The 22966-nt window shown below is 57.5% G+C and carries 18 protein-coding genes and 1 riboswitch; of the genes, 3 read left to right on the top strand and 15 right to left on the bottom strand.

Going from position 1 to position 22966, the window contains the following annotated elements; genetic code table 11:
• Window positions 1–118: 118 nt before the first annotated feature.
• The 13 genes from BKP64_RS15530 to urtA form a co-directional block, all read right to left on the bottom strand.
• Window positions 119–892: a hypothetical protein gene (locus BKP64_RS15530; RefSeq protein WP_070972137.1), complete on the bottom strand. Its 774-nt coding sequence runs from the start codon at window positions 890–892 to the stop codon at window positions 119–121.
• The gene (locus tag BKP64_RS15525; protein ID WP_070972134.1) at window positions 873–1334 is read right to left on the bottom strand and encodes a hypothetical protein; all 462 of its coding nucleotides are present in this window, start codon (window positions 1332–1334) and stop codon (window positions 873–875) included. The genes BKP64_RS15530 and BKP64_RS15525 overlap by 20 nt, the downstream gene beginning before the upstream one ends.
• Window positions 1335–1649: 315 nt before the next feature.
• Complete coding sequence (locus BKP64_RS15520) at window positions 1650–2708, bottom strand: ribonucleotide-diphosphate reductase subunit beta (protein WP_070972132.1); 1059 nt, start codon at window positions 2706–2708, stop codon at window positions 1650–1652.
• A 30-nt stretch (window positions 2709–2738) separates the two neighbouring features.
• On the bottom strand, window positions 2739–5504 hold the full coding sequence (locus BKP64_RS15515) for a ribonucleoside-diphosphate reductase subunit alpha (protein ID WP_070972129.1): 2766 nt from the start codon (window positions 5502–5504) through the stop codon (window positions 2739–2741).
• A 110-nt stretch (window positions 5505–5614) separates the two neighbouring features.
• A riboswitch (cobalamin riboswitch) is annotated at window positions 5615–5848 on the bottom strand.
• A gap of 85 nt (window positions 5849–5933) precedes the next feature.
• Window positions 5934–6287 (bottom strand): zinc ribbon domain-containing protein, encoded by a 354-nt coding sequence (locus BKP64_RS15510; RefSeq protein ID WP_070972126.1) that lies wholly within the window; start codon window positions 6285–6287, stop codon window positions 5934–5936.
• Window positions 6288–6292: 5 nt separating this feature from the next.
• Window positions 6293–7525: a formamidase gene (gene fmdA / locus BKP64_RS15505; RefSeq protein ID WP_070972123.1), complete on the bottom strand. Its 1233-nt coding sequence runs from the start codon at window positions 7523–7525 to the stop codon at window positions 6293–6295.
• A gap of 104 nt (window positions 7526–7629) precedes the next feature.
• Complete coding sequence (locus BKP64_RS15500) at window positions 7630–8673, bottom strand: AAA family ATPase (RefSeq protein WP_070972120.1); 1044 nt, start codon at window positions 8671–8673, stop codon at window positions 7630–7632.
• Between the two features lie 15 nt (window positions 8674–8688).
• Window positions 8689–9735 carry an aliphatic amidase gene (locus BKP64_RS15495; protein ID WP_070972117.1) on the bottom strand — a complete coding sequence of 349 codons (1047 nt, stop codon included), beginning with the start codon at window positions 9733–9735 and terminating at the stop codon, window positions 8689–8691.
• 25 nt (window positions 9736–9760) lie between these two features.
• Window positions 9761–10450 carry an urea ABC transporter ATP-binding subunit UrtE gene (gene urtE, locus BKP64_RS15490; protein ID WP_070972114.1) on the bottom strand — a complete coding sequence of 230 codons (690 nt, stop codon included), beginning with the start codon at window positions 10448–10450 and terminating at the stop codon, window positions 9761–9763.
• A 2-nt stretch (window positions 10451–10452) separates the two neighbouring features.
• The gene (gene urtD, locus BKP64_RS15485) at window positions 10453–11211 is read right to left on the bottom strand and encodes an urea ABC transporter ATP-binding protein UrtD (protein WP_070972110.1); all 759 of its coding nucleotides are present in this window, start codon (window positions 11209–11211) and stop codon (window positions 10453–10455) included.
• A complete protein-coding gene (urtC, locus tag BKP64_RS15480) occupies window positions 11211–12419 on the bottom strand; it encodes an urea ABC transporter permease subunit UrtC (protein ID WP_070972107.1) in 1209 nt (402 codons plus the stop codon). Before urtC ends, urtD begins: the two co-directional genes overlap by 1 nt.
• 9 nt (window positions 12420–12428) lie before the next feature.
• On the bottom strand, window positions 12429–13355 hold the full coding sequence (gene urtB, locus BKP64_RS15475; RefSeq protein WP_070972104.1) for an urea ABC transporter permease subunit UrtB: 927 nt from the start codon (window positions 13353–13355) through the stop codon (window positions 12429–12431).
• An 83-nt stretch (window positions 13356–13438) separates the two neighbouring features.
• The gene (gene urtA / locus BKP64_RS15470; RefSeq protein WP_227515598.1) at window positions 13439–14620 is read right to left on the bottom strand and encodes an urea ABC transporter substrate-binding protein; all 1182 of its coding nucleotides are present in this window, start codon (window positions 14618–14620) and stop codon (window positions 13439–13441) included.
• 400 nt (window positions 14621–15020) lie between these two features.
• Between urtA and BKP64_RS15465 the strand changes: the two genes are divergently transcribed.
• The 3 genes from BKP64_RS15465 (at window position 15021) to BKP64_RS15455 (ending at window position 20169) form a co-directional block, all read left to right on the top strand.
• Window positions 15021–18404, top strand: coding sequence for a hybrid sensor histidine kinase/response regulator (locus BKP64_RS15465; RefSeq protein ID WP_070972098.1), 3384 nt, complete (start codon window positions 15021–15023; stop codon window positions 18402–18404).
• On the top strand, window positions 18391–19296 hold the full coding sequence (locus BKP64_RS15460; protein ID WP_070972095.1) for a response regulator transcription factor: 906 nt from the start codon (window positions 18391–18393) through the stop codon (window positions 19294–19296). The genes BKP64_RS15465 and BKP64_RS15460 overlap by 14 nt, the downstream gene beginning before the upstream one ends.
• A gap of 126 nt (window positions 19297–19422) precedes the next feature.
• Complete coding sequence (locus tag BKP64_RS15455; protein ID WP_070973719.1) at window positions 19423–20169, top strand: DUF3047 domain-containing protein; 747 nt, start codon at window positions 19423–19425, stop codon at window positions 20167–20169.
• Here the strand turns inward: BKP64_RS15455 and BKP64_RS15450 are convergent.
• Window positions 20138–20986: a substrate-binding periplasmic protein gene (locus BKP64_RS15450; protein WP_083329322.1), complete on the bottom strand. Its 849-nt coding sequence runs from the start codon at window positions 20984–20986 to the stop codon at window positions 20138–20140. The two genes, BKP64_RS15455 and BKP64_RS15450, sit on opposite strands and share 32 nt — an antisense overlap.
• Before the next feature lie 91 nt (window positions 20987–21077).
• Window positions 21078–22583 (bottom strand): sodium/proton antiporter NhaB, encoded by a 1506-nt coding sequence (gene nhaB / locus BKP64_RS15445; protein ID WP_070972092.1) that lies wholly within the window; start codon window positions 22581–22583, stop codon window positions 21078–21080.
• Window positions 22584–22966: the final 383 nt, after the last annotated feature.

The following is a 22966-nucleotide window of genomic DNA, read 5'->3' as shown; positions in this document are numbered from 1 at the left end:
GAGATTTCGGGGTTTTTCTACAGCCTCAACGCCAGCCAGCATGCGCGGCTACGGTATGAAGGCGAAGCCGCAATGTAGTAGACGTCGCCGTGCCTGGCCTTGTTAGCTACTTTTCTCTTCACAGGAGCTCATCTTCTACGACCTTGGCTCCCTTTGGGGACAAGTAGACGAGCTCAGATTCTCGATCATATTCAATCAGCCTTTTCTGATGAAGGTCATCTAGCACCCTTTTTGCAAACATACTCGGGGTATATTCAATCCAAGAGCATAGGTCTTCTGTAAGTACTGCCGATTCAGTTTCTGAGTAAAGCAATAAGAGGGCCTTTTGCTTCGCATTTAGGCCGTCCTTCAGAACCCGCTTTTTTCCTGCAACTTCCCAGACAATCGGGAGACTCTTTACCGATATACCGTCGATTAAATCCTGCGCTTCCTCTATTGGCATTTTGTGGAATACACGAATTAACTCACAAAGAATCCAGTCTGCGGTTCTCGCTATCGTCGCACCATCAATTCGATTTGCGTCAATATCTCCACCAATATGTCCTATACCACGCTTATTTCTCATGGTGTATAGGAATACTAAAGCGCGAGGGATTATGCTTTTCACAGATTCCGGAACGCTATTGTTCGAAGCGGTAATAATCTTTCTGCACTCATCCGCCATATTGGGCACTGGCTTCCCAAAAGGAGTATGCGAACCGGTTACTTCATGCTGCAACAGCCGTATCAACACCTCACAGAACTTACCTGCGGCCAACCCAGCAGCCTCAAAGTCAGATTCAACGCACGACCTCTTAATATCAAGGTAAGTATCAATAAGCTTTTGCCTGAATGTCTTCGATACATTCGCAAGAGATAGATCCAACAGCGAATTATTTACTTTGGTATTCATACTGGTTCTCTGAGTTTTTAGTCCGGGTCAATGTACCCTCTCGTACAAGCCTGCCCAGCTTCCCGGAAAACTCATTAGCTTTAAATTTTCTAGCTAAATTATGATCACAGTGCTCGACTATATTTCCAATAGACTTCGGCTCTTTAAAAAAACCATCGTCAACGAGCTTAGTCAGTGTTGCAACAGCTCCCTGGCCGTTTGCCTTTTTGCTGCTGGTCTTTTTGGGAGTATCTTCCTCGGGTTTCTTAGCTGCGCGTTTTCTGCGTGCAGTTTTTTTCCTGGGTTTTTCGGGTGTTTCATCCTGATCATCTTGCTCGTGCTCAGCCTCCATGCCAAAAACCAATTCAACTATTCTTAGCTGGACGGCTTCCGACTTAAAGCTATTTACGATATCGGAGAGCTCCATGAGCTGCAGTTTTATCTCTTCGAAGTTCTTAATCACTCTACTCTCCTCGTTTTATGTATATATCCTGATGGTCAGCTAACAGCTAATTCAGCGACAAATGACATATATCCCGCCCGCGCCTATTTCCGTAGCAGCTTTCGCCATCCTTTCGCTATAAGTTTTATAAATCAATGTGGTACAGCATAGACCAAGGAAACGCCCCGTGGAAATAGGCGTCATTTGTCTTCTATTTGCGAAGGTTCTCTGTCTTTTAATCACGAAGCCCTCGCTAATTTATGCAGTTAACTCAATGGGTTGCAGTTGTACCCCGGAGTTTTGCGTCATTTGTCGCTGATCTCCGGGGCAAAGCCTCTACCACTCCAGCTGCGCTCCGGTCTGGTACTCAATCACCCTCGTCTCAAAGAAGTTCTTCTCCTTGCGCATAGTGGCCTGCTCGTCCAGCCAGGGGGAGACGTTTTTCGCGCCGGGGAATGGCTCGTCCAGGCCCACGGTGCGGGCACGGCGGTTGGCCACGAAGCGGAACTGCTCGCTGTGATACTCCGCTGAATAACCCAGAATCGGATCCCGCAGGATGTAATTGGCATAGGCGGTTTCTGCAGCTTCGGATTCGTCCCACATTTCCCGCACGGCTTTCGGATCGAAGGCGATGTTTTCCTCCTCCACAATCTGGTTGACCACCTTCAGGCCGAAGGAGAAGTGCATGGCTTCGTCCCGCAGGATGTACTGCAGCTGTTCGCCAGTGCCGCGCATCAGGCCACGGCGCTGCAGAGCGAAGATGGGGCTGAAGCCGTTATAGAACCAGGTGCCTTCGAAGACGGCCGCGAAGAACAGGTAGGACATGATGAATTCCTGCAGGTCGTCCTTGTTCCGCAGGTTCATGTCCGGGCGCATGGCGGCGTCCAGCCGGCGATTGGCGATCTGGATCTTGCCATTGATGGCCGGCACCACGCGGTAGCGGTTGTAGATCTCGCTCTGGTCCAGGTTCAGGGTTTCGATGCAGTGCTGGTACGCCCAGGTGTGCATGGCCTCTTCGTACACCTGCCGGGCCTGGTAGATCTGCAGTTCCGGCGCGCTCATTTTTTCCATCACTGCAAGGCCGATGTTGCGCATCGCCAGGATGTCGGAGGTAGTGAGGTAGGCGAGTACGTTTTCATACACATGCTTTTCTGGTGCTGTCAGCCGGTGGTGGTAGTCGTGGACGTCCTGGGCCATGTTCACATCCAGCGGGGTCCAGTGGTTCTTGTTGGCGTTCATGAAGTACTCCCAGGCCCAGGGGTACTTGAAGGGTGCCAGTTGGTTGATGTCGGTGTTGCCATTAACCACCCGTTTGTCGTCCACGTTCACGGGGGCCGGGCCGCTGCTCGCGGCCGGTTTGCGTTCGGTTTTCAGTTCGTCGTCCCAGTCCAGCATGGTTGTGCCTCCTGAAGGTGAAGTAAGGGATTACTGACAGGCTTCGCAGTCCGGCTCATCAATGCTGCACACCTGCGGCTGCGGTGCAGCAACCGGGGCAGTTTTTTCAGCGCCGGTAGCACCGAGAGAGCGCAGGTAGTAGGTGGTTTTCAGACCACGCTCCCAAGCCAGCTGGTAAAGGGCATCCAGCTTCTTGCCACTGGGTTCCGCCATATACAGGTTCAGGCTCTGGGCCTGATCGAGCCATTTCTGCCGGCGGGCAGCGGCTTCCACCAGCCAGCGGGCGTCAATCTCGAACGCGGTGGCGTAGCGGGCTTTCAGTTGAGGTGAAATGCGGTCGATCTGCTGTACGGAGCCATCGAAGTATTTCAGGTCATTGACCATCACGTTGTCCCACAGGCCTTCGGCTTTCAGATCGCGGACCAGTGAGGGGTTCACCACAGTGAACTCACCGGAGAGGTTCGATTTCACAAACAGGTTCTGGTACGCCGGCTCGATGGACTGGGACACGCCCACGATGTTGGAGATGGTGGCGGTGGGGGCAATGGCCATCACGTTGCTGTTGCGCATGCCGTTTTTCTCCATCAGGTCCCGCACCGGGGTCCAGTCCAGCCGGGCGTTGGTGTTGACGGCGATGTCCCCTTCCCTGCGCGCTTTCTTGAGCAGGCTGATGGAATCGATGGGCAGGATTCCCTGCTGCCACAGGGAGCCTTCGTAGCTGTCGTAGGCACCCCGCTCTCCCGCCAGCGCTGCGGAGGCACGGATGGCGAAGTAGCTGAGCTGCTCCATGGCCACGTCCGCGAATTCCACCGCTTCCGGGCTGGTATAGGGCAGGCCCAGCTGATAAAGCGCATCCTGAAAACCCATCAGTCCCAGGCCCACCGGGCGGTGCCTGAGGTTGGAGTTGCGGGCCTGGGGCACCGCGTAGTAGTTGATGTCGATAACATTATCGAGCATGCGCACGGCGGTGGTCACGGTGCGCTCCAGGCGCTGCACGTCAAGCTCGCCATTGACGATGTGGGCAGCCAGGTTCACTGAGCCCAGATTGCACACGGCGATTTCATCGGCGCTGGTGTTCAGGGTAATTTCGGTACACAGATTCGAGCTGTGCACCACGCCCAGGTGCTGCTGGGGCGAACGTAGGTTGCAGGGGTCCTTGAAGGTGATCCACGGGTGGCCGGTTTCGAACAGCACCGTGAGCATTTTGCGCCAGAGCTGTTTGGCCGGAATTGTCTTGGAAAGGGCAATCTTGCCCTGCTCCGCCAGCGCCTCGTAATGCTCGTAGCGTTCGCGGAACTCATTGCCGTAGAGGTCGTGCAAATCCGGTACGTCGCTAGGGGAGAACAGAGTCCAGTTCCGGTCTTCGCGCATGCGTTCGATCAGCAGGTCCGGCACCCAGTTGGCGGTGTTCATGTCGTGGGTGCGGCGGCGTTCGTCACCGGTATTCTTTCGCAATTCCAGAAATTCTTCGATGTCCAGGTGCCAGCTTTCCAGGTAGGCGCACACCGCGCCCTTGCGTTTGCCCCCCTGGTTCACCGCCACAGCGGTGTCGTTCACCACCTTCAGGAACGGCACCACGCCCTGGCTCTGGCCGTTGGTGCCCTTGATGTGGGAGCCGAGCGCACGCACCGGCGTCCAGTCGTTGCCCAGGCCACCGGCCCATTTCGAGAGCATGGCGTTGTCGCGGATGGCGCCGTAGATGTCTTCCAGATCATCACCCACAGTGGTGAGGTAGCAGGACGACAGCTGGGAGTGGCGGGTGCCGCTGTTAAACAGCGTTGGGGTGGAGGCCATGTAGTCGAACGAAGAGAGCAGGTTGTAGAACTCGATGGCGCGGGCATTCGGGTCGTCTTCCCGCAGGGCCAGGCCCATAGCCACGCGCATGAAGAACACCTGGGGCAGTTCCAGGCGGGCTTTGTTCCAGTGCAGGAAGTAGCGGTCGTACAGGGTTTGCAGGCCAAGGAAGCCGAACTGCAGGTCACGCTCCGGTTTCAGGGCGGCGCCCAGGCGCTCCAGATCAAACTCGGCCAGCGCTTCGTCCAGTAATTCGTAGCGGATGCCGGCGGCAATGAAGGCCCTCAAAGCCTGTGGATAAATCTCCGCCAGCGGCAGGTCTGTGGATAAGCTCAACGCGCTGGCGTTCTCCAGCCGCAGTTGTTCCAGCAGCAGTCGGGCGGTGACGGCGCTGTAGTCCGGCTCCCGTTCAATGCGGCTTCGGGCGGTCATTACCAGGGCAGAGAGCACGTCTTCCTCGGCAATGCCGTCATACAGGTTGGTCAACGCGTCTTCGACCAGGGAATCACCGTCAATGCCTTCCAGGCCGGTAGCGGCCTGCTCCACCTGCAGTTTCATCAGGCCCAGGTCCAGCGGGGCGATCTCGCCACTGGCTTTTTTCACGGTCAGGTGCGGGTGGGCTTCCATCGGATCGTCGTGGGCGCGCTGCCGGGCGTGTTCTTCCCGGTACAGCACGTAGGCCCGGGCGACTTTCTGTTCTTCTGCGCGCATCAGCGCCAGTTCCACCTGGTCCTGGATGTCTTCGATATGGACCTTGCCGCCAGCCTTCAAACGCCGGCTGATGGCCTGGACTACTTGTTCGGTGACCCGGTGCACGGCGTCGTTGATGCGGGCGGAGCCGGCGGCCTTGTCCCCTTCCACGGCCAGAAACGCCTTGATGACGGCGACGGTGATCTTGGACGGGTTGAAGCCAACGAGAGTGCCGTTGCGCTTGATGACCTGCAGGGATTCGGTGTCGGTTGGGGCGGATGGCTGGGGTTCAGCCAGGGCAGAGTTGGACATGTCTGTACTCCTGAATACGCGTTAGGTTCCTTGCACCATCGCGTACGCAGGGGCAAACCTTGCCCAAGAGACGGGCAGGCACTACCGATCTGCTCACCTTAAGACGCGAAGGTGCAGTTATATCCCTGGCAGGTCTTCGGACTCAGGAGCGTGAATCGTTCGATTCGGCCTTGCGTGGCGACTTCCCGGTTCGGAGCCCCTGTAGGGGCTCCTTGCCAGTGTCTTGATGCCACGCTCGTTCTCCAATACCGCTGCGCGTCAGTTCCGGATTCTCACCGGATTCCCGATACCGAGATGCTCAAAAAAACAACATCTGGTAGTTGACCAAGGATGAAAGCACTATATACACGATTTAAAGGAGGGACAAGGCGGGGCAAAAAAAAAGGCCCCGGAAGGGGCCAAACACGTGACAGACGTTACTTCAGTTACTCAGTGGCTGATCATCCAGGGCCGCATGGAGGGGAACATTTTTTTCCCGTCGGCGGTGTAGAACAGCATCGACTTACCGGGTTTGGGGGAACCACAACCGCAACTGCGGCTGTGCTCTTTGTCGTTCGCCCGTCGGTCGGCGGTTGAGAACACCGGCTCGTGGCGGGAACGTTCGTTCCTGTCCTGGGCCTTGCGTTTTGCCGGGTCCATGGCCGCAATTTCCGGCGGCAACACAATCACTCTGGGCGACAGCACCTTGCAGGTGGGGCACTCCGCCGGCTTGGCGGCGTCATCCATGGTCGCCAGTGTGTTGAACAAGCCATGGTCACGACACTTGTAGTCATACACAGGCATGGCGGTTACTCCTTATCTTTCGACAGCGGTACGTCCATTCCTCCGCTGACCATCTTCTTCGGCCCGTCGGCAGAAGGGTTGATGTCGAAGTCAAAGATGCCCGTTGGCAGCCAGAGGGTGGCGCAGGCGTTCGGGATGTCCACCACGCCGCTGATATGTCCTTCCACCGGTGCACAGCCCAGAATGGCGTAGGCCTGGGCCTTGGTGTAGCCGAACTTGGTCATGTACTCGATGGCGTTCAAACAGGCCTGGCGATAGGCCACGTGCACGTCCAGGTAATGCTGGCCGCCGTCTTCGTCGACCGAGATGCCTTCGAAGATCACGTAGTCGTCGTAACGGGGCTTGATCGGGCTGGGCTTGAACACCGGGTTCTTGATGCCGTACTTCTTCACGCCGTCTTTGATCAGGTTCACCCGCAGGTGGATCCAGCCAGCCATCTCGATGGCGCCACAGAAGGTAATCTCGCCGTCGCCCTGGCTGAAGTGCAGGTCACCAACCGAGAGACCAGCACCGTCCACGTAAACCGGGAAGTAAACCTTGGAACCACGGGAAAGATCCTTGATGTCACAGTTACCGCCGTGCTCACGGGGCGGAACGGTGCGGGCCGCTTCGGCGCCTGCGGCTTTGGCGGCATCACCGGTCATCTTACCCATGTGGGCGGTATCGCCGTTGGGCAGGGCTGCCAGTTCCGGCACCCGCTCCGGGTCAGTGGCGACCAGTCCAGCCTCACGCTTGTTCCAGGTGTCCAGCAACTCTTTGGACGGCAGGCAGCCGATCAGGCCCGGGTGAATCAGGCCGGCGAATTCCACATTGGGAATGTGGCGGGATTTGGTGAACATGCCGTTGAAGTCCCAGATGCTCTTCTGGGCTTCCGGGAAGTGTTCGGTCAGGAAGCCACCACCATTCTGCTTGGAGAAGAAGCCGTTGAAACCCCACTGGCTCTCTTCGAAGGTGCCGATGTCGAGGATGTCTACTTCCAGCAGGTCGCCGGGCTCCGCGCCTTCCACACCAATGGGGCCAGACAGGAAGTGCACCTGGCTGAGATCCACATCGCGCACATCGTCCGCGCTGTCATCGTTCTTGATCTGGCCGCCGGTCCAGTCGTAGCACTCCACGATGAAGTCGTCGCCGGGCTTAACCGTCGCCACCAGCGGAATGTCCGGGTGCCAGCGGTTGTGAATTTTGTCGTTCTCGTAGGCCGACTTGTTCAGATCGATCTTGATAATGGTTTCAGCCATAGCGGAGGCTCCTAGGTATTGTTGGCTTACACGTTGAAGTAACAGCTTCACTATCCGAAATCCGGCCCCGGGGAGGTATTCGCGAAATGCCCCCGGTACCTACGTCATTCGACGTATTGGTTCACGGTGACCTCTCTGTTTTTCACGCTGGCTTCAAACCGGTGGCAATCCGGGTACGCCAGCAAAGCCCGGGCAATCGCCGGCTCCAGGCGCTGCCGGAACGCCCGCAGCATTTCCCGGGCGCCATAGCGGGCGTCGTAGCCACGGCACAGTTCCTCGCGCAGCTCCGGCGACAGCGACAACTCGGCATGCTTTTTGGCCAACCGGCGATTCAGGCCCGCCAGCTCGATGTCCAGTAGGGATTCCAGCCAGTTGTCGGTGAGGCGATTGAAGGTGAGGGTCTGGTCAATACGGTTGAGGAATTCCGGGTCGAAATGCCGGCGCAGGGCGGTATCCCGGATGTCCTCGCCCTTGCCGGGCGATAACCCGAGCCAGCGGCGCCAACCCCGTTGGTAACGCTGTTCGTGCGTCTCGGCTTCCAGGGCCCCGGCATTGCTGGTCATGAAGATCAGGGTATTGCGGAAGTCGATCTCCCGGTTGCCGGAGGGGAACACCAGCCGGCCGGTGTCCAGCACGTTCAGCAGCGTGCGCACCACTTCCTTGCTGGCTTTCTCGATTTCATCAAACAGCACAATGCCGGGTTTGCTGAACGAGCCCTGTACCTTGTCCAGATCGAACAGGCTGTGGCCTTCCTTACTGCCCACATAGCCCGGCGGCGCGCCGGTGAGTGCGGCGGCGTAGTGCTCCTGGGCGAGGGTGTTCATGTCGATGCGGCACAGTCCATCCCGGTTGCCATGAATGGCTTCAGCGATCAGGCGAACGGTTTCGGTTTTGCCGACGCCGGTAGGGCCCAGGAACAGGTGCACCGCCAGCGGCCGGTTGTCTTCGCCGATGTCGGCTTTCACCCGCACCAGCATGGCTTCCATGGCGGCCAGGGCGTCGTCCTGGCCAACAATGTTGTCCCGCAGGCGGGACATGACAGTCTCTGGCTCAAAGCGGAACCGGGAAGCACGAACCGGGCCTGAGGCGGCCCGGTCCTTTTCAATGGATTCCCGGTTGGCTTCCAGCCGTTCGTTGATAAACGGCACTGGCGCCTCCCGGCTTTAAGCCCCTGCGGATTTTTCCTTGCCGTCTGCGGGCAGGTCGCCCACCGGGCATTCGGCGGTACCCACGGTCTTGCGGGTCATGGCCTCGACGTTTTCCTGCGCCTTCTGGGCATCCATCACCCAGGTACGGTAGAACTCGAACGGGCAGTCCGCCACGCCCTTGTCGCCATCACCCGAGGCATGCACGCCGGTGTAGCCACGGTGCAACAGCTTGAACAGATGGTTCTGGGACTGGTCGTTCTTGCGGGCATCGCGGATCTGGCTGACGGAAAGCTGGGCGTACTGGATACCCATGTCCTCCTCGCCGCACTCCCCGAGGGTACGGCCATCGAAGCCGATAATGGCGGAGTGGCCGAAATAGGAGTAAACGCCATCGAAGCCGGAGGCGTTGGCCACTGCCACGTAGCAGTTGTTGGCCCAGGCCATGCTCTTGGACATCATCACCTGCTGTTCCTTGGCCGGGTACATGTAGCCCTGGCAACGAACAATCAGCTCGGCCCCCTTCATGGCGCAGTCGCGCCAGATTTCCGGGTAGTTGCCGTCGTCACAGATGATCAGGCTGATCTTCATGCCCTTGGGGCCTTCGCTCACGTAGGTGGTATCACCCGGGTACCAGCCTTCAATGGGGCACCAGGGCACACACTTGCGGTACTTCTGTACGATCTCACCCTCGTTGTTGATGAGGATCAGCGTGTTGTAAGGCGCCTTGTTCGGGTGATCTTCGTGGCGTTCACCCGTTAGCGAAAAGATGCCCCAGGTATTGGCTTCGCGGCAGGCGGCAGAGAAGATAGCGGTTTCGTCACCGGGAACGGTGGCCGCGGTTTCCATCATCTCCTCGTTGTCGTACATGATGCCCATGGTGCTGTATTCCGGGAACACCACCAGATCCATGCCCGGCAGGCCAACCTTCATACCCTTGATCATCTCCGCAATGTTGCGGGCGTTGTCCAACACCTCGGCCTTGGTATGCAGCCGGGGCATCTTGTAGTTCACCACCGCCACGCCGACGGTATCGTTACTGCTGGAAATATCACCGTGTCTCATTGTTCGTCTCCTATTACTCAATCAATCAAACCGCCAGATAACTGGCGATCTTGTCCTGGTCTGCTTCGGCCCGGCTCTCTTCGTGAACGATGGCCCCCTTCTCAATCACCAGAATCCGGTCCGCCGCATCCATCACGAAGCTGAGCACCTGCTCCGACACCACAATCGACAGGCCACGCTCATCCCGGATACGCCGAAGGGTCTGGGCAATCTCCTTGATGATGTTGGGCTGGATACCTTCGGTGGGTTCGTCGAGCAGCAGCACTTTAGGCCGAGTAGCCAGTGCCCGGGCGATGGCCAGCTGTTGCTGCTGGCCGCCGGACAGGTTGCCGCCGCGCCGGTTCTGCATTTCCTTGAGTACCGGGAACATCTCGTACAGATCTTCCGGCACCTTCTTCTCGCCCACGGCAGCCAGGGCGGTCTCAATGTTTTCCCGCACCGTCAGGGTGGGAAAAATCATCCGGCCCTGAGGCACAAAACCAATGCCGGCACGGACGCGCTGGAAGCTCTTGAGTCGCGAAAGGTCCGTGCCATCGAGGCTGACTTCACCGCCCTTGGTGGGGGTCATGCCCACCAGGGATTTCATCAGGGTGGTCTTGCCCATCCCGTTACGGCCAACCACCGCGACGATCTCGTTTTTTTCCACATCGAGGTTCAGGTCCTCGATGATGGTACTTTGGCCGTAGGCCACCGAATGATGTTTGATGCTCAGCATGATCAGTGCCCCAGGTAGACTTCGATGACTTTCGGGTCCGACTTCACGTGCTCGATGGACCCTTCCGATAGAACCTTGCCCTGATGCATGACCGTCACCCGGTCGGCAATGTCGCCAACAAACTGCATGTCATGCTCGATCACCAACACCGTATGGTCCTTGGTGATCACCCGAAGCAGTTCAGCGGTTTTCTTGCGCTCCGTGACCGACATACCCGCCACCGGCTCATCCAGCATCAGCAGGTCCGGCTTCTGGATCAGCAGCATGCCGATTTCCAGCCACTGCTTCTGGCCGTGGCTGAGCGACGCCGCCGATTCGTTCAGGACATCCATGAGAAAGATGGTTTCGGCCACTTCTTCCACCGCTTCAATGACCACCTTGTCCCGCTTGAACGCCAGGGCACCCATCACGCTGTGGCCCTGTGGGTAGGACACTTCGAGGTTTTCGAACACGGTCAGGTCCTCGAACACCGAGGGCGTCTGGAATTTCCGACCCACACCGGAATGAACAATCTGGTGTTCCTTCAGTTTGGTCAGTTCCTTGCCGGCAAACTTGATGGACCCCGTGGTGGCTTTGGTCTTGCCGCAAATCAGGTCCAGAACCGTGGTTTTGCCGGCGCCGTTGGGGCCGATGATGACCCGGATTTCCTTGGGATCGAGGTAGAACGACAGGTCATCCACGGCTTTGAAGCCATCGAAAGATACGGTCAGGCCTTCGACCGCCAGCAGGAAATCACCGCTTTTGCTTTTGGCTGCACTCATCACGATTTCTCCGGGCTATAGGAATCGATCATCGGATCGTAATCATCGGTCTTCTCAGCGGTCGGCTTTGGCTCAGCGGCTTTTTCAGCAGGCTTGGTGTCCAGCTTTTGACCCTTGTTGCGCTTAAAGAGGCGGTCTTCCAGGGGCATGACATAACTCTGGTAAAGACCGGCCATGCCATTCGGAAAGGCCAGTACCACACCGATGAACAGGGCACCCATGGCGAAGGGCCAGAGTTCCGGGAAGGATTCGGAGAAACCACTCTTGGCTGCATTCACCAGCAGCGCGCCATAAACCGCGCCAAGGATGGACAACCGGCCACCCAGGGCACAGAAGATGACCATCTCGATGGAGGCGACGATGCCAATGAACGACGGCGACATGAAGCCCACGATCAGGGTAAACATGGCGCCACCGACACCGGCAAAAGCCGCGGCCAGACAGAACACGAAAATCTTGAAGGCGGCCACGTCATAGCCGGAGAAACGCACCCGCGTTTCCTGGGCATTCATGGCCACCAGGATGCGGCCAAGCTTCCTGTTCTGAACAAAGCGCGCCACGAACAGGCACAGGAACAGCATGCCAACGCAGACGAAGTACAGGGTGGTTCTGGCCTCATCGGTCCGGATATCCCAGCCCTTCAGAGTCTGCAGATCGGTAATGCCGTTTACGCCACCGGTGAAGCCCTGTTGCCCGATAATCAGGATGGTCAGAACCGCGGCGATGGCCTGGGTGATGATCGCGAAGTACACACCACCCACTCGTCGGGTGAACATGGCAAGGCCGATGACGAAGGCCAGCAGAACCGGCACACCGATGACCGCAATCAGGGTGAAGGAGAAGCTGTGGAACGGTTCCCAGAACCAGGGCAGTGCGGTGAGCTGGTTCCAGTCCATGAAGTCCGGAATACCGGGGGTTGACTGGATGGCGGTCGCTTCCGGTGTGGACGCCTCCAGTTTCAGAAACATGGCCATGCAGTAGCCACCCAGGCCAAAGAACACACCCTGGCCCAGGCTGAGGATGCCGGCTTTACCCCAGCACATAACCAGACCAACCGCGACGAAGGCATAAGTGAGGTACTTGCCCACCATGTTCAGGCGGAACGGATCCAGTATCAGCGGCAATATGATGACCAGCAGCGCCGCCAGTCCCAGGTAATACAGTCCCTCGCGGGTGGCAAACCATTTCATTGGGGATGAAGTTTTCATCACAATCTCCTAACGACGGACCTTGAGGGCCATGAGTCCTTCGGGACGCAGCATCAGAATGCCGATGACGACCAGCAGGGTGAGTACCTTGGCCATGGAACCACTGAGGAAGAACTCCATGGTGGACTGGGCCTGGGAGATGCCGAAGGCCGAAACAATCGTGCCAATCAGGCTTTGCGCACCACCAAACACCACCACCAGGAAGGTATCAACGATGTAGGCCTGGCCGGAGGAGGGGCCTGTTGACCCGATCATGGTGAACGCAGCACCCGCCACACCGGCGATGCCACATCCAAGGGCAAAGGTTGCCCGGTCGATACCAGCGCTGTTGATACCCACTGCTTCGGCCATGGGGCGGTTCTGCACCACAGCGCGTACTTTCTTGCCATAACCGGAGCGGTACATGAGGAGGTAAAGCCCGACAGCAATAGAAAGCGCAATGATCATTACGAACAGGCCGTTAATCGGCAATTGAACCAGATCGGTGACATTGAATGCGCCCAGCATCCACTCCGGCAAATCGACACCCACTTCCCGGGCGCCAAAGATGGAGCGATAAGCCTGCTGCATGATCAGGCTGAGGCCCCAGGTCGCAAGCAAGGTATCGAGAGGTCGGTGATAGAGGTGCCGTATCATGAGCCACTCTACGAGTGCCCCTAATGCGGCACAGACAAAAAAGGCCAGGATCATAGCGACAAAGAAATAGCCGCCGAAAAGGCCTGGAAGGTAAGACTGGAAAAAGCCCGAAGTCAGATAGGTTGTATAGGCACCGAGGATCATAAACTCCCCGTGGGCCATATTGATTACTCCCATCTGACCAAAGATGATTGTCAGGCCCAGGGCCATCAGTACGAACACTGAAAACAGGGAGAGCCCGGCAAACCCCTGCATGGCAAATATCGACATCAATTCACTGCTGGTGTAGCCATCAAACATGACCCTATCTCCCGTTCAAACCAACGTGCTTTGCGTTGTAACGACAATGGATGCCGGCGCCCGAAGGCGCCGGCTATCCGGCCTTACTGGTAACCTTCCGGGAAAGGATCGGGTTCCATCAGTTCTTCGGTCTCGTAGACAACTTTGTACTGGCCATTTAGCTGAGCCTGGCCGATACGGGTCTTGGACCACAGGTGATGGTTCTCGTGGATGCGCACGTAGCCTTCTGGCGCCTTCTTGAACTCGATGCCTGCGAACTCTTCGCGGATCTTGTCGATATCGAAGGAGCCGGCTTTCTCAACCGCTGCTTTCCACAACCATGGGCCGAGGTAGGCCGCCTGGGTAACGTCGCCGATGACCATGTCATCGCCGTAAGCTTCTTTAAAGGCCGCAACAAATTCTTTGTTGTTGGCATTATCGAGGCTCTGGAAGTACTTCATTGAGGCGTAGATGCCGTCAACGTTCTCACCACCGATTCCGCGGATTTCGTCCTCGGTCACGGAGATGGTCAGCAGCAATGGCTTCTCATCGGTGAAATCGATACCGGCCGCTTTCATCTGCTTGTAGAAGGCGACGTTGGAGCCACCTACGACCGAGGCAAAGATCACGTCGGGCTTACGCAGCTTGATCTTGTTGATAACCGAGTTGAACTGGGTGTGGCCCAGCGGGTAGTACTCTTCACCGGAAACCTTCAGGCCCAGTTTGTCTTCGATGTGCTTACGGGCAATCTTGTTGGAGGTACGCGGCCAGATGTAGTCCGATCCGAGCAGGTAAAAGCTTTTCGCGCCTTTCGTTTCTGCGGCCCAGTTAAGACTGGCAAGGATCTGTTGAGTTGCTTCCTGGCCGGTATAAACTACGTTCGGAGACTGCTCAAGACCTTCATAAAAAGTCGGGTAGTAGAGCATGCCGTTGTACTGCTCCATGACCGGCAGTACCGCTTTACGTGATGCCGAGGTCCAAGCACCGAAAATGGCTGCAACGTTGTCCTGGCGCAGCAACTTACGGGACTTTTCAGCAAACGTGGGCCAGTCGCTGGCTCCGTCTTCCTGAACAAAGTCAATCTGCCGACCGAGCACGCCGCCCGCGGCGTTGATCTGATCAATGGCGAGTTTTTCCGCCTGAACAGAACCAATCTCACTGATGGCCATTGTGCCGGTAATGGAGTGCAGGATGCCCACCGTGACCGTGTCGTCAGTAACAGCCAGTCCGGTAGTGTTGACTTCAGCCGTGCTCGGCGTAGCCGCTTGCGCGGAAGTGGCCAGCATGACGGACGCCGCCAGTGTCATCAGGCTCTTTCGAAACCTCAGTCCTTTGCCAAACGACCGCTCGCTGGCGGTTGTATCTGTCGTACCCATGGTGATTCCTCGCAGTGTTTGAAAGCCGGTACCGCGCTTCCTTCCGAAAGCACAGCGCCCACGACAAACATTCTGCTCGGCCCCCTCATGACTGCCCATTCGGCATTCACCCCAGCGCACTACGTCATTTGACGCATTCCGGTCCCCGGCCACACAGGCTAAAACGCAGGTACACGAAATAAATGTGACTGTTTCTTCTGGCGCACCAGGCTATGGCACGGAACTTGATCATACTTTCAGGTCCGGTGCGCTGAACCAAAAAACCGCACTAAAACCGGGCACCTCCCCAGGTTACACAGGCAAGGCAGCAATGGCCGCAAGACAGAACATTTTCCGGGTTCGGCGCAGTTACAACCAATGGGTCGCCAACCAGACGCTGGAAGACTACGCCCTGCGCTTTACCGCCAAGAGTGCCCGGCGCTGGTCTGCGGCACGCGTAAGTAATACCGCTTTGGGAGCCATCTCGTTCCTTGCCATGGAAGCCATTGGCGGTGCCATCACCCTTCACTATGGCTTCGACAACGCCGTAGCGGCCATTCTGATGGTCAGTCTGGTGATCTTCCTCACCGCTATCCCGATCAGCTACTACGCCGCACGCTACGGGGTGGATATTGATTTGCTCACCCGAGGTGCGGGCTTTGGCTATATCGGCTCCACCATTACCTCGCTGATCTACGCGTCGTTCACCTTCATCTTCTTTGCCATTGAGGCGGCGATCATGGCTATGGCGCTGGAGATGCTGTTCGATATCCCCCTGGTGCTCGGTTACCTGATCTGCGCGGTGGTGATCATTCCCCTGGTCACCCATGGCATTACCACCATCAGCCGGTTCCAGGTCTGGACCCAGCCGGTGTGGATTCTCCTGCAGTTGGCTCCCTTTGTGTTCATTATCTACGCCGATGCCTCCTCCATCAGTGACTGGACTCAGTTTGACGGTCTGGGTGTGAACGCCGGTCAGGGCCTCAATGTGGTGATGTTCGGTGCCGCCGCCGCTGTGGTGTTCTCGCTGATTGCCCAAATTGGCGAGCAAGTCGATTTTCTGCGTTTTATTCCGGAACCCCAGAACCAGGCGGAGAAACGCCGGTGGTGGCTGGCGGTCATGTCCGGTGGTCCGGGCTGGATCGTCATTGGCATGCTGAAAATTCTGGCCGGCTCCTTTTTGGCTGTGCTGGCCCTGAACCAAGGCATCTCGGCCGCAGAGGCAGCGGATCCGACCCAGATGTATCTGGTGGCGTTCAGCTACATCACCCACTCCCCGGAGATATCCCTGGCGATGGCGGGCATCTTTGTCATTCTGTGCCAGCTCAAGATCAACGTCACCAACGCCTACGCTGGCTCCATCGCCTGGTCAAACTTCTTCTCCCGTCTGACCCACAGTCACCCCGGCCGGGTGGTCTGGCTATTCTTCAACGTGGGTATCGCTCTGCTGGTAATGGAGCTGGGGGTTTATCGCGCACTGGAGGAAACCCTCGGGTTTTACGGCATTATCGCTATCGCCTGGGTCGGTGCACTGGTGGCCGACCTGGTGATCAACAAGCCACTGGGGCTCAGCCCCAGGCACATCGAGTTCAAGCGGGCCCATCTTTACGACATCAACCCGGTGGGCGTGGGTGCGATGGTTATTGCTTCGGTGGTGGGCATTACCTGTCATTCCGGTGTACTTGGTGACGTGGCCCAGGCGTTATCCCACTTTATTGCTCTGGGTGCTGCTCTGGTGACGGCCCCACTGATTGCCTGGAAGACGGGAGGGCGGTTCTATACGGCTCGCCCCTTTGTTCCACTGGCGACGGACCATCAGCTGGTGCAATGCACCATTTGTGAGCACAAGTTCGAGCCGGAAGACGTCACTTCCTGCCCGGCCTACGATGGCACCATCTGTTCTCTGTGCTGTTCACTGGATGCCCGCTGTGGCGACGCCTGCAAGCCCGGTGCTGGTTATCAGGAGCAACTCCAGCAGTTTCTCGGCAAGCTGCTGCCCCAGTCGGTGCTCAGCCGCCTGCACTCCCGACTGGGCCACTTCCTGACGCTCCTGTTTCTGATCAACGGTTTGTCCGGGCTCCTGCTATGGCTGATCCACTCCAAGACACCGGTGGCTTCGGCACCTGAGGCCCTGCTGCTGTCGGTTACCCTCTGGAAAGTCTTTTTTATCCTTTTGATTGTCACCGGGGTGGTCTGCTGGCTGTTTGTCCTGGCCCATGAAAGCCGGGTGGTGGCCGAGGAAGAATCCGGACGGCAAACCCGGTTGTTGATGGAGGAGATCGTCGCGCACGAGCGCACGGACCAGGCCCTGCAACAGGCAAAGGAGCAGGCCGAGGCGGCCAACGGTGCGAAAAGCCGTTATCTGACCGGAATCAGTCACGAGCTCCGGTCACCACTCAACGCCATCCTGGGCTACGCCCAGCTAATGGAAAACGATGAAACGGTGCCTGCCCATCGCAAGGAGGCCCTGGGTGTGATCCGTCGCAGTGGCGAATACCTCGCCGACCTGATTGAAGGGCTGCTGGATATCTCCAAGATCGAAGCAGGGCGCCTGGACCTTCACCGGGATCAAGTGCGCATCGGGTTGCTGATGGAGCAGCTGGTGACCATGTTCCGGTTGCAGGCCGAAGAGAAAGGACTGGCCTTTGATTACCACTGCCCAAACCCGCTGCCCGAAATGGTGACCACGGACGAGAAACGCCTGCGCCAGATCCTGATCAATCTGCTTTCCAACGCCATCAAATACACCGACCGGGGCAGCGTTTCCCTGACTCTGCGTTACCGGAGCCAGGTGGCGGAATTTACCGTACGGGACTCGGGTGAGGGTATCGCCGAAGAAAACATCGAGCGGATTTTCCGCCCCTTCGAACGCATACGGCTGCCCGGAGAGAGCCGTGTCGGAACCGGCCTCGGCCTGACCATCACCCGCCTGCTGACAGAGATCATGGGCGGCGACATCAGCGTGGAAAGCGAGCCCGGCCAAGGCAGTACCTTCAAGGTCAGCCTGATGCTTTCCAGCCTGCACAGCGCCAGCCCCCGTTCCATCTCGGCACCGGCCCGCCGGATTTACGGCTACGAGGGCACCCGGCGCAAAGTCCTGCTAGTGGACGATGACATCTCACACCGTCAGGTCATGCGAGCCATGTTGTCCCCCCTTGGCTTCGAAATCTTCGACATCGGCAATGCTCTTCAGGTTCTGGAAACGGTTGAAGCCAAGCGCCCGGACCTCGTCCTTCTGGACGTCTCAATGCCCGGATACACTGGCTGGGAGGTTCTGCAGCAGTTACGGGCGGACACGCATACGATGCCGGTGGTGATGGTGTCCGCCGATGCCAATGAAGGCCACCACTCGGTCGACTCACCCCGGCTGCACGATGGCTACATCATCAAGCCGGTGCGGCTCAACCTGCTGCTGGACACCATCGCCCGGGTGCTTGAGCTCGAGTGGCGATTCGAGAAAAGCGCCGAGCCACTGGCAGCCATTCCGGTATCGGATACCGGCGACCTGCCTCTTCCGACCATGGCGCATCGTCAGGCGCTGGCGGCTCTCGCCCGCATCGGTCACCGCAAGGGATTGCTGGAAGCCCTGCACGACTTGAAGCACCAGGGCGAGGCGGTTGAGCGCTTTACCGACGAGCTGACCCAGCTCACCAATGATTTCCAGTTTGAAAAAATTCTTGAATTACTCGAGGTAGCCGAACATGAAGCTTCATGATGACCAGAAAACCGTTGTGATGGTCGTGGATGACGCAGTCGACTCCATTCGAATGATTAACGATGCCCTGGAAGAGGCTGGCATGACAGTATTGGTAGCGCTTGAAGGCAACCAGGCACTGACCATCAGCCGTAACATTACCCCGGATGTGGTGCTGATGGACGCCCTCATGCCTCACATGGACGGCTTCGAAACCTGCCGCAGACTGAAGGAAAATCCGGCCTTTGCCGACATTCCCATTATTTTCATGACCGGCCTGAGCGATACCGAGCATGTGGTGATGGGACTGAGCGCCGGTGGCGTGGATTACGTAAACAAACCCATCAACACCACAGAACTGCTCGCACGCATGGACGTGCACCTGACCAATGCCCGGATGACCAAGAGCGCCCGCTGCGCCCTGGATACCGCGGGCCAGAACCTGTTTGCCGTAGACCGTGAAGGCAATCTGCTCTGGGGCACCCCCCAGGTATGCCGGTGCCTGCCGGACAGCAATCACCCTGAATTCCACGAGGTAAAATCCCGGCTTGAAGAGTGGCTTGGCCATAGCCTGGAGCCGGGACACAGCATGCCGCTGAGGATCATGGATACACCCCGTTCGGTGGAATACCTGGCCCTGGTGGACGATCGCGAATACCTGCTTCGGCTGAAAACGCCCCAGAATCAGAACAGCGCAGCGGCCGCGCTCAGGGAACGCTTCCAACTGACCTTGCGGGAATCGGATGTACTATTGTGGATTGCCAACGGCAAAACCAACCGGGAAATCGGCCAGATTCTGGATATGAGCCCCCGCACTGTGAACAAACACCTGGAACAGGTGTTCCGCAAACTGGGAGTTGAGAACCGAACGGCAGCCGCCGCCAGCGCGATTCGGCTGTTGGCAACTCAATAGTCGCTTTTTGCCTCCTTATCCGGCACTTTTCAGCGTTCGGGCTGTCACCCCGGTAATACCAAACGACTTCTGGGAAGGGGACATTTTGTGCGCCCGATAGCGCTGAGATTACTGTTACCTGGTTTACTGCTTGCCTGTGGCTCGTGGCTGGTGCCCGTCGCGCTTGCAGACAGCACCGTGCTTCCGGCGTTTTCAGAGATTCAGTCGCTGGACCCGAGTTCCAGCTGGGAACCGCTGGAATTTCCCAAAATCGATCAGCATTCCCGCTATGAACTGGTCACCGAAAGCGGCGTGCAGGTGATTCGGGCGCAAACCGCAGGCGGTGCTTCCGGCCTGATTGCCCGGCTGGACCTGACGCCATCGGATTCGCTGATCCTGAGCTGGCGATGGAAAGTCTCCAACGTATTCGAGAAAGGGGATGCCCGGGAGAAATCCGGCGATGATTATCCGGCGCGTATCTATGTGGCCTTCGCGTTTGAGCCCGACAAAGCCGGCTTCTTCGAACGGGCCAAACGCAAGGCTGTGGAAGTGGTGTTCGGTGAGACCCTGCCCGGCAACGCCCTGAACTACATCTGGGCCAACGCCTTGCCGAAGGGCGATATCGTGCCGAACCCCTACACCGACAAGACCATGATGGTCGCGGTCAATTCCGGCACCGGACAGGTGGGCGAGTGGGTAACGGTGGAGCGGGATATTGTCGCCGATTACCGTAAGGCCTTCGGTGAGGCACCGCCCCCTCTGGTGGGCATTGCCATCATGTCGGATTCGGATAACACTGGCGAAACCGCTACCGCCTGGTACGGCGATATCAGTCTGTCTGCGGGAATACTCCCATCGGACGCTACCGGTATTTCTCGGGAAAACCCGGAATAACGAACCCTGGTGCCAGTGTCCGCACCTCGGGCACTTCCCGGGACTCTACCAGCCTCAGGTAGGCATCATCGAACTCATCCCGAAGTATCGCTGCGCGGGGGCTGGCCAGTGAAAACAGCCATGCCAGATTGCGGGTGCGCACTTCCGATTCCCGTATCATATGGTCCGAGGGTTCGTTCAGGACTTCATGCACCGGCTGGCGATAATCAAGCAGATAATCACCGCGTTTGCGCTTCAGCATGTCAATGGCGGAACGATGATTGGGCGCTTCGGTGACCCGGATGTTCCCGACCTGGTTCAGCCAGTTGATCAATCCGGCATAGGTATAGCCCCCGATCACAATCACGGTCTTGTCGTGGAGCTGGCTGAAGTGCTCCAGTGGCTCCCTTCCCTCAATGTACCAGGCACTCAGCTGAATCGGCATCGGGCTGACCCAGCTTTCCAGTACTTCGCCGCCAAGGCTCGGAATCTCCGTCAATCCGGGCCAGACATCGATCTGCCCTTTACTCAGGTACAGATAGACCCGGCTTACAGGCAGGTATATAAAATCCGGGGTGTAACCGGCTTCTTCGGCTACCTTGCGGGTGATTTCAATGAAGCTGCCCGCCGCCTCGCCATCGTTGGTTTGATAGGTAATCGGCGGAAATTCGACGTAGGCAATTCGAAGGGTTTTCGGCGAGGCGGCCCTTTCGGCCGGTTCCTCGCTGGCCACTGTCGTGCTGAAAAGAAAAACTACAAAAAACAGGGCTAACCAGTTCAGGTCCCTGAAGTGGCGGGAAAAGACCCTGTCGGCGACATTGATTGAGCGGCTGTGCATGGAGTCCAATTTTATTTTGTCTGTTTGATGGAAGATTAACAGACCAGAAAAATTGTGCACTGACAGCCACCGCAAAATGACGAACGGTTAGTCAGATATGGTTGACCACCATGTAAAGGCCTACCCCGCCCATTACCAGAGTATAGGGGAACGCCATGACCACCATCCGCCCATAGGACAGGCGTACCAGTGGGGCGATGGCCGAGGTCAGCAGGAACAGGAAGGCCGCCTGGCCATTCGGCGTGGCGACGCTTGGCAGATTGGTACCGGTATTGATCGCCACCGCCAGATTCTGAAAGTGTTGCTGGCTGATGCTGCCCGCATCCAGCGCCTGCTTTACCTCACTGATGTACACGGTGGCCACGAAAACATTGTCACTGATCATGGAGAGAATGCCGTTGGCGATGAAGAACATACCCGGTTGCTGACTCTCTGGCAGGGACAGCACGTAATCAATAATCGGCTTGAACAGGTGCTGTTCATGAATCACGGCAACGACGGCGAAAAACACCACCAATAGTGAGGTAAAAGGCAGGGATTCCTGGAACGCCTTGCCAATCTGGTGCTCATCGGTGATACCGGTGAACGAGGTGATCAGGATGATGACCAGCAAGCCAATCAGCCCCACTTCGGCCAGATGGAATGCCAGACCCACCACGAGAATGGCTGCGGCAACAGCCTGGACCCACAGGGCAGCCTGATCGGCCTTGGTGCGCTTGGAGCGCTCGTTCTCGGCGAATTCTTCCAACACCTGGCGAACCGGTTTCGGCAGCCGCGTTCCGTAACCGAACCAGCGCAGCTTCTCCAGCAACCAGCAGGTCACCAGCCCGGCGCCCAACACCGGCAGGCTGACTGGCGCCATGTGCACGAAGAAACTGGCAAAGTCCCATCCTACAACCTTGGCAATCAGCAGATTCTGGGGCTCACCCACCATGGTTGCCACCCCTCCCAGTGCTGTACCGATAGCACCGTGCATCAACAGGCTGCGCAGAAATCCACGAAATTTCTGCAGGTCCGACCGGTGCAGCTCGATGACGTGTTCATCACTGTTGGCGTTGTGATCACCGTGGTGGTAACCCTTGCCGGAGGCCACCTTGTGATAGACCGAGAAAAAGCCCACAGCCACACTGATGATGACCGCGGTTACCGTGAGGGCATCCAGAAACGCGGACAGGATCGCAGCAACGATACAGAACAGCAGGGACAGGGCGGATTTTGAACGCACGCCCACCAGAATCTGGGTGAAGGTAACCAGCAACAGCTCCTTCATGAAGTAGATTCCCGCCACCATAAACATCAACAACAGGATAACCGGGAAATTGGTCAGCACTTCCAGATAAACCGCATCCGGCGTCGTCAGACCGATCAGCAGGGATTCAACCGCCAGCAGTCCGCCAGGCAGCAGCGGGTAGCACTTCAGCGCCATGGCCAGGGTAAAGATGAATTCGGCGATCAACAGCCATCCCGCGACGCCCGGCCCCAGCAGATACATCACGATCGGGTTGGCAGCCAGAAACAACAGGATGACCTGTTTGTACCAGACCGGCGCCTTGCCTAGGAAGTTGTGGGTGAAACCGGAGATGACAGTATTGGGCATTGCGGAAATCTTCTGAGTTAACGTGCTAAAAAAGTATGCGGCAACGGGCCCCTATGTTCCTTGATATTTGTGCAGCAGGTAATGACACAAAAGTACCGGACGAGGCCCTATTTGGTCTCAATCACGGCAAGAAAGCATGAAAAGGGGCCAGCCGCCCCCAAGAACTGTTCGCAATCGAATTCAGGCATTACGAAGGGAGCGAGCGCATTCTACCCTAAACTGGCATAAATGCGGTCAACATCTACACAAAAGGTCTATTTCAGACAGCTACCTGCAGGTCCTTCTGGCCCACGTCTCTCCTCCGAACACTCTTGCAAGCAATTCCTCACAGTTAATGTTTTATAGCAATATGTTGACATAGTTTTCAATTAAGAACTATGTTT

The sequence above is a fragment of the Marinobacter salinus genome, from assembly GCF_001854125.1.
Classification (GTDB): Bacteria; Pseudomonadota; Gammaproteobacteria; order Pseudomonadales; family Oleiphilaceae; genus Marinobacter; species Marinobacter salinus.
Note: the sequence above shows the minus strand (reverse complement) of the source record. Positions and strands in the feature narration are given on the sequence as shown.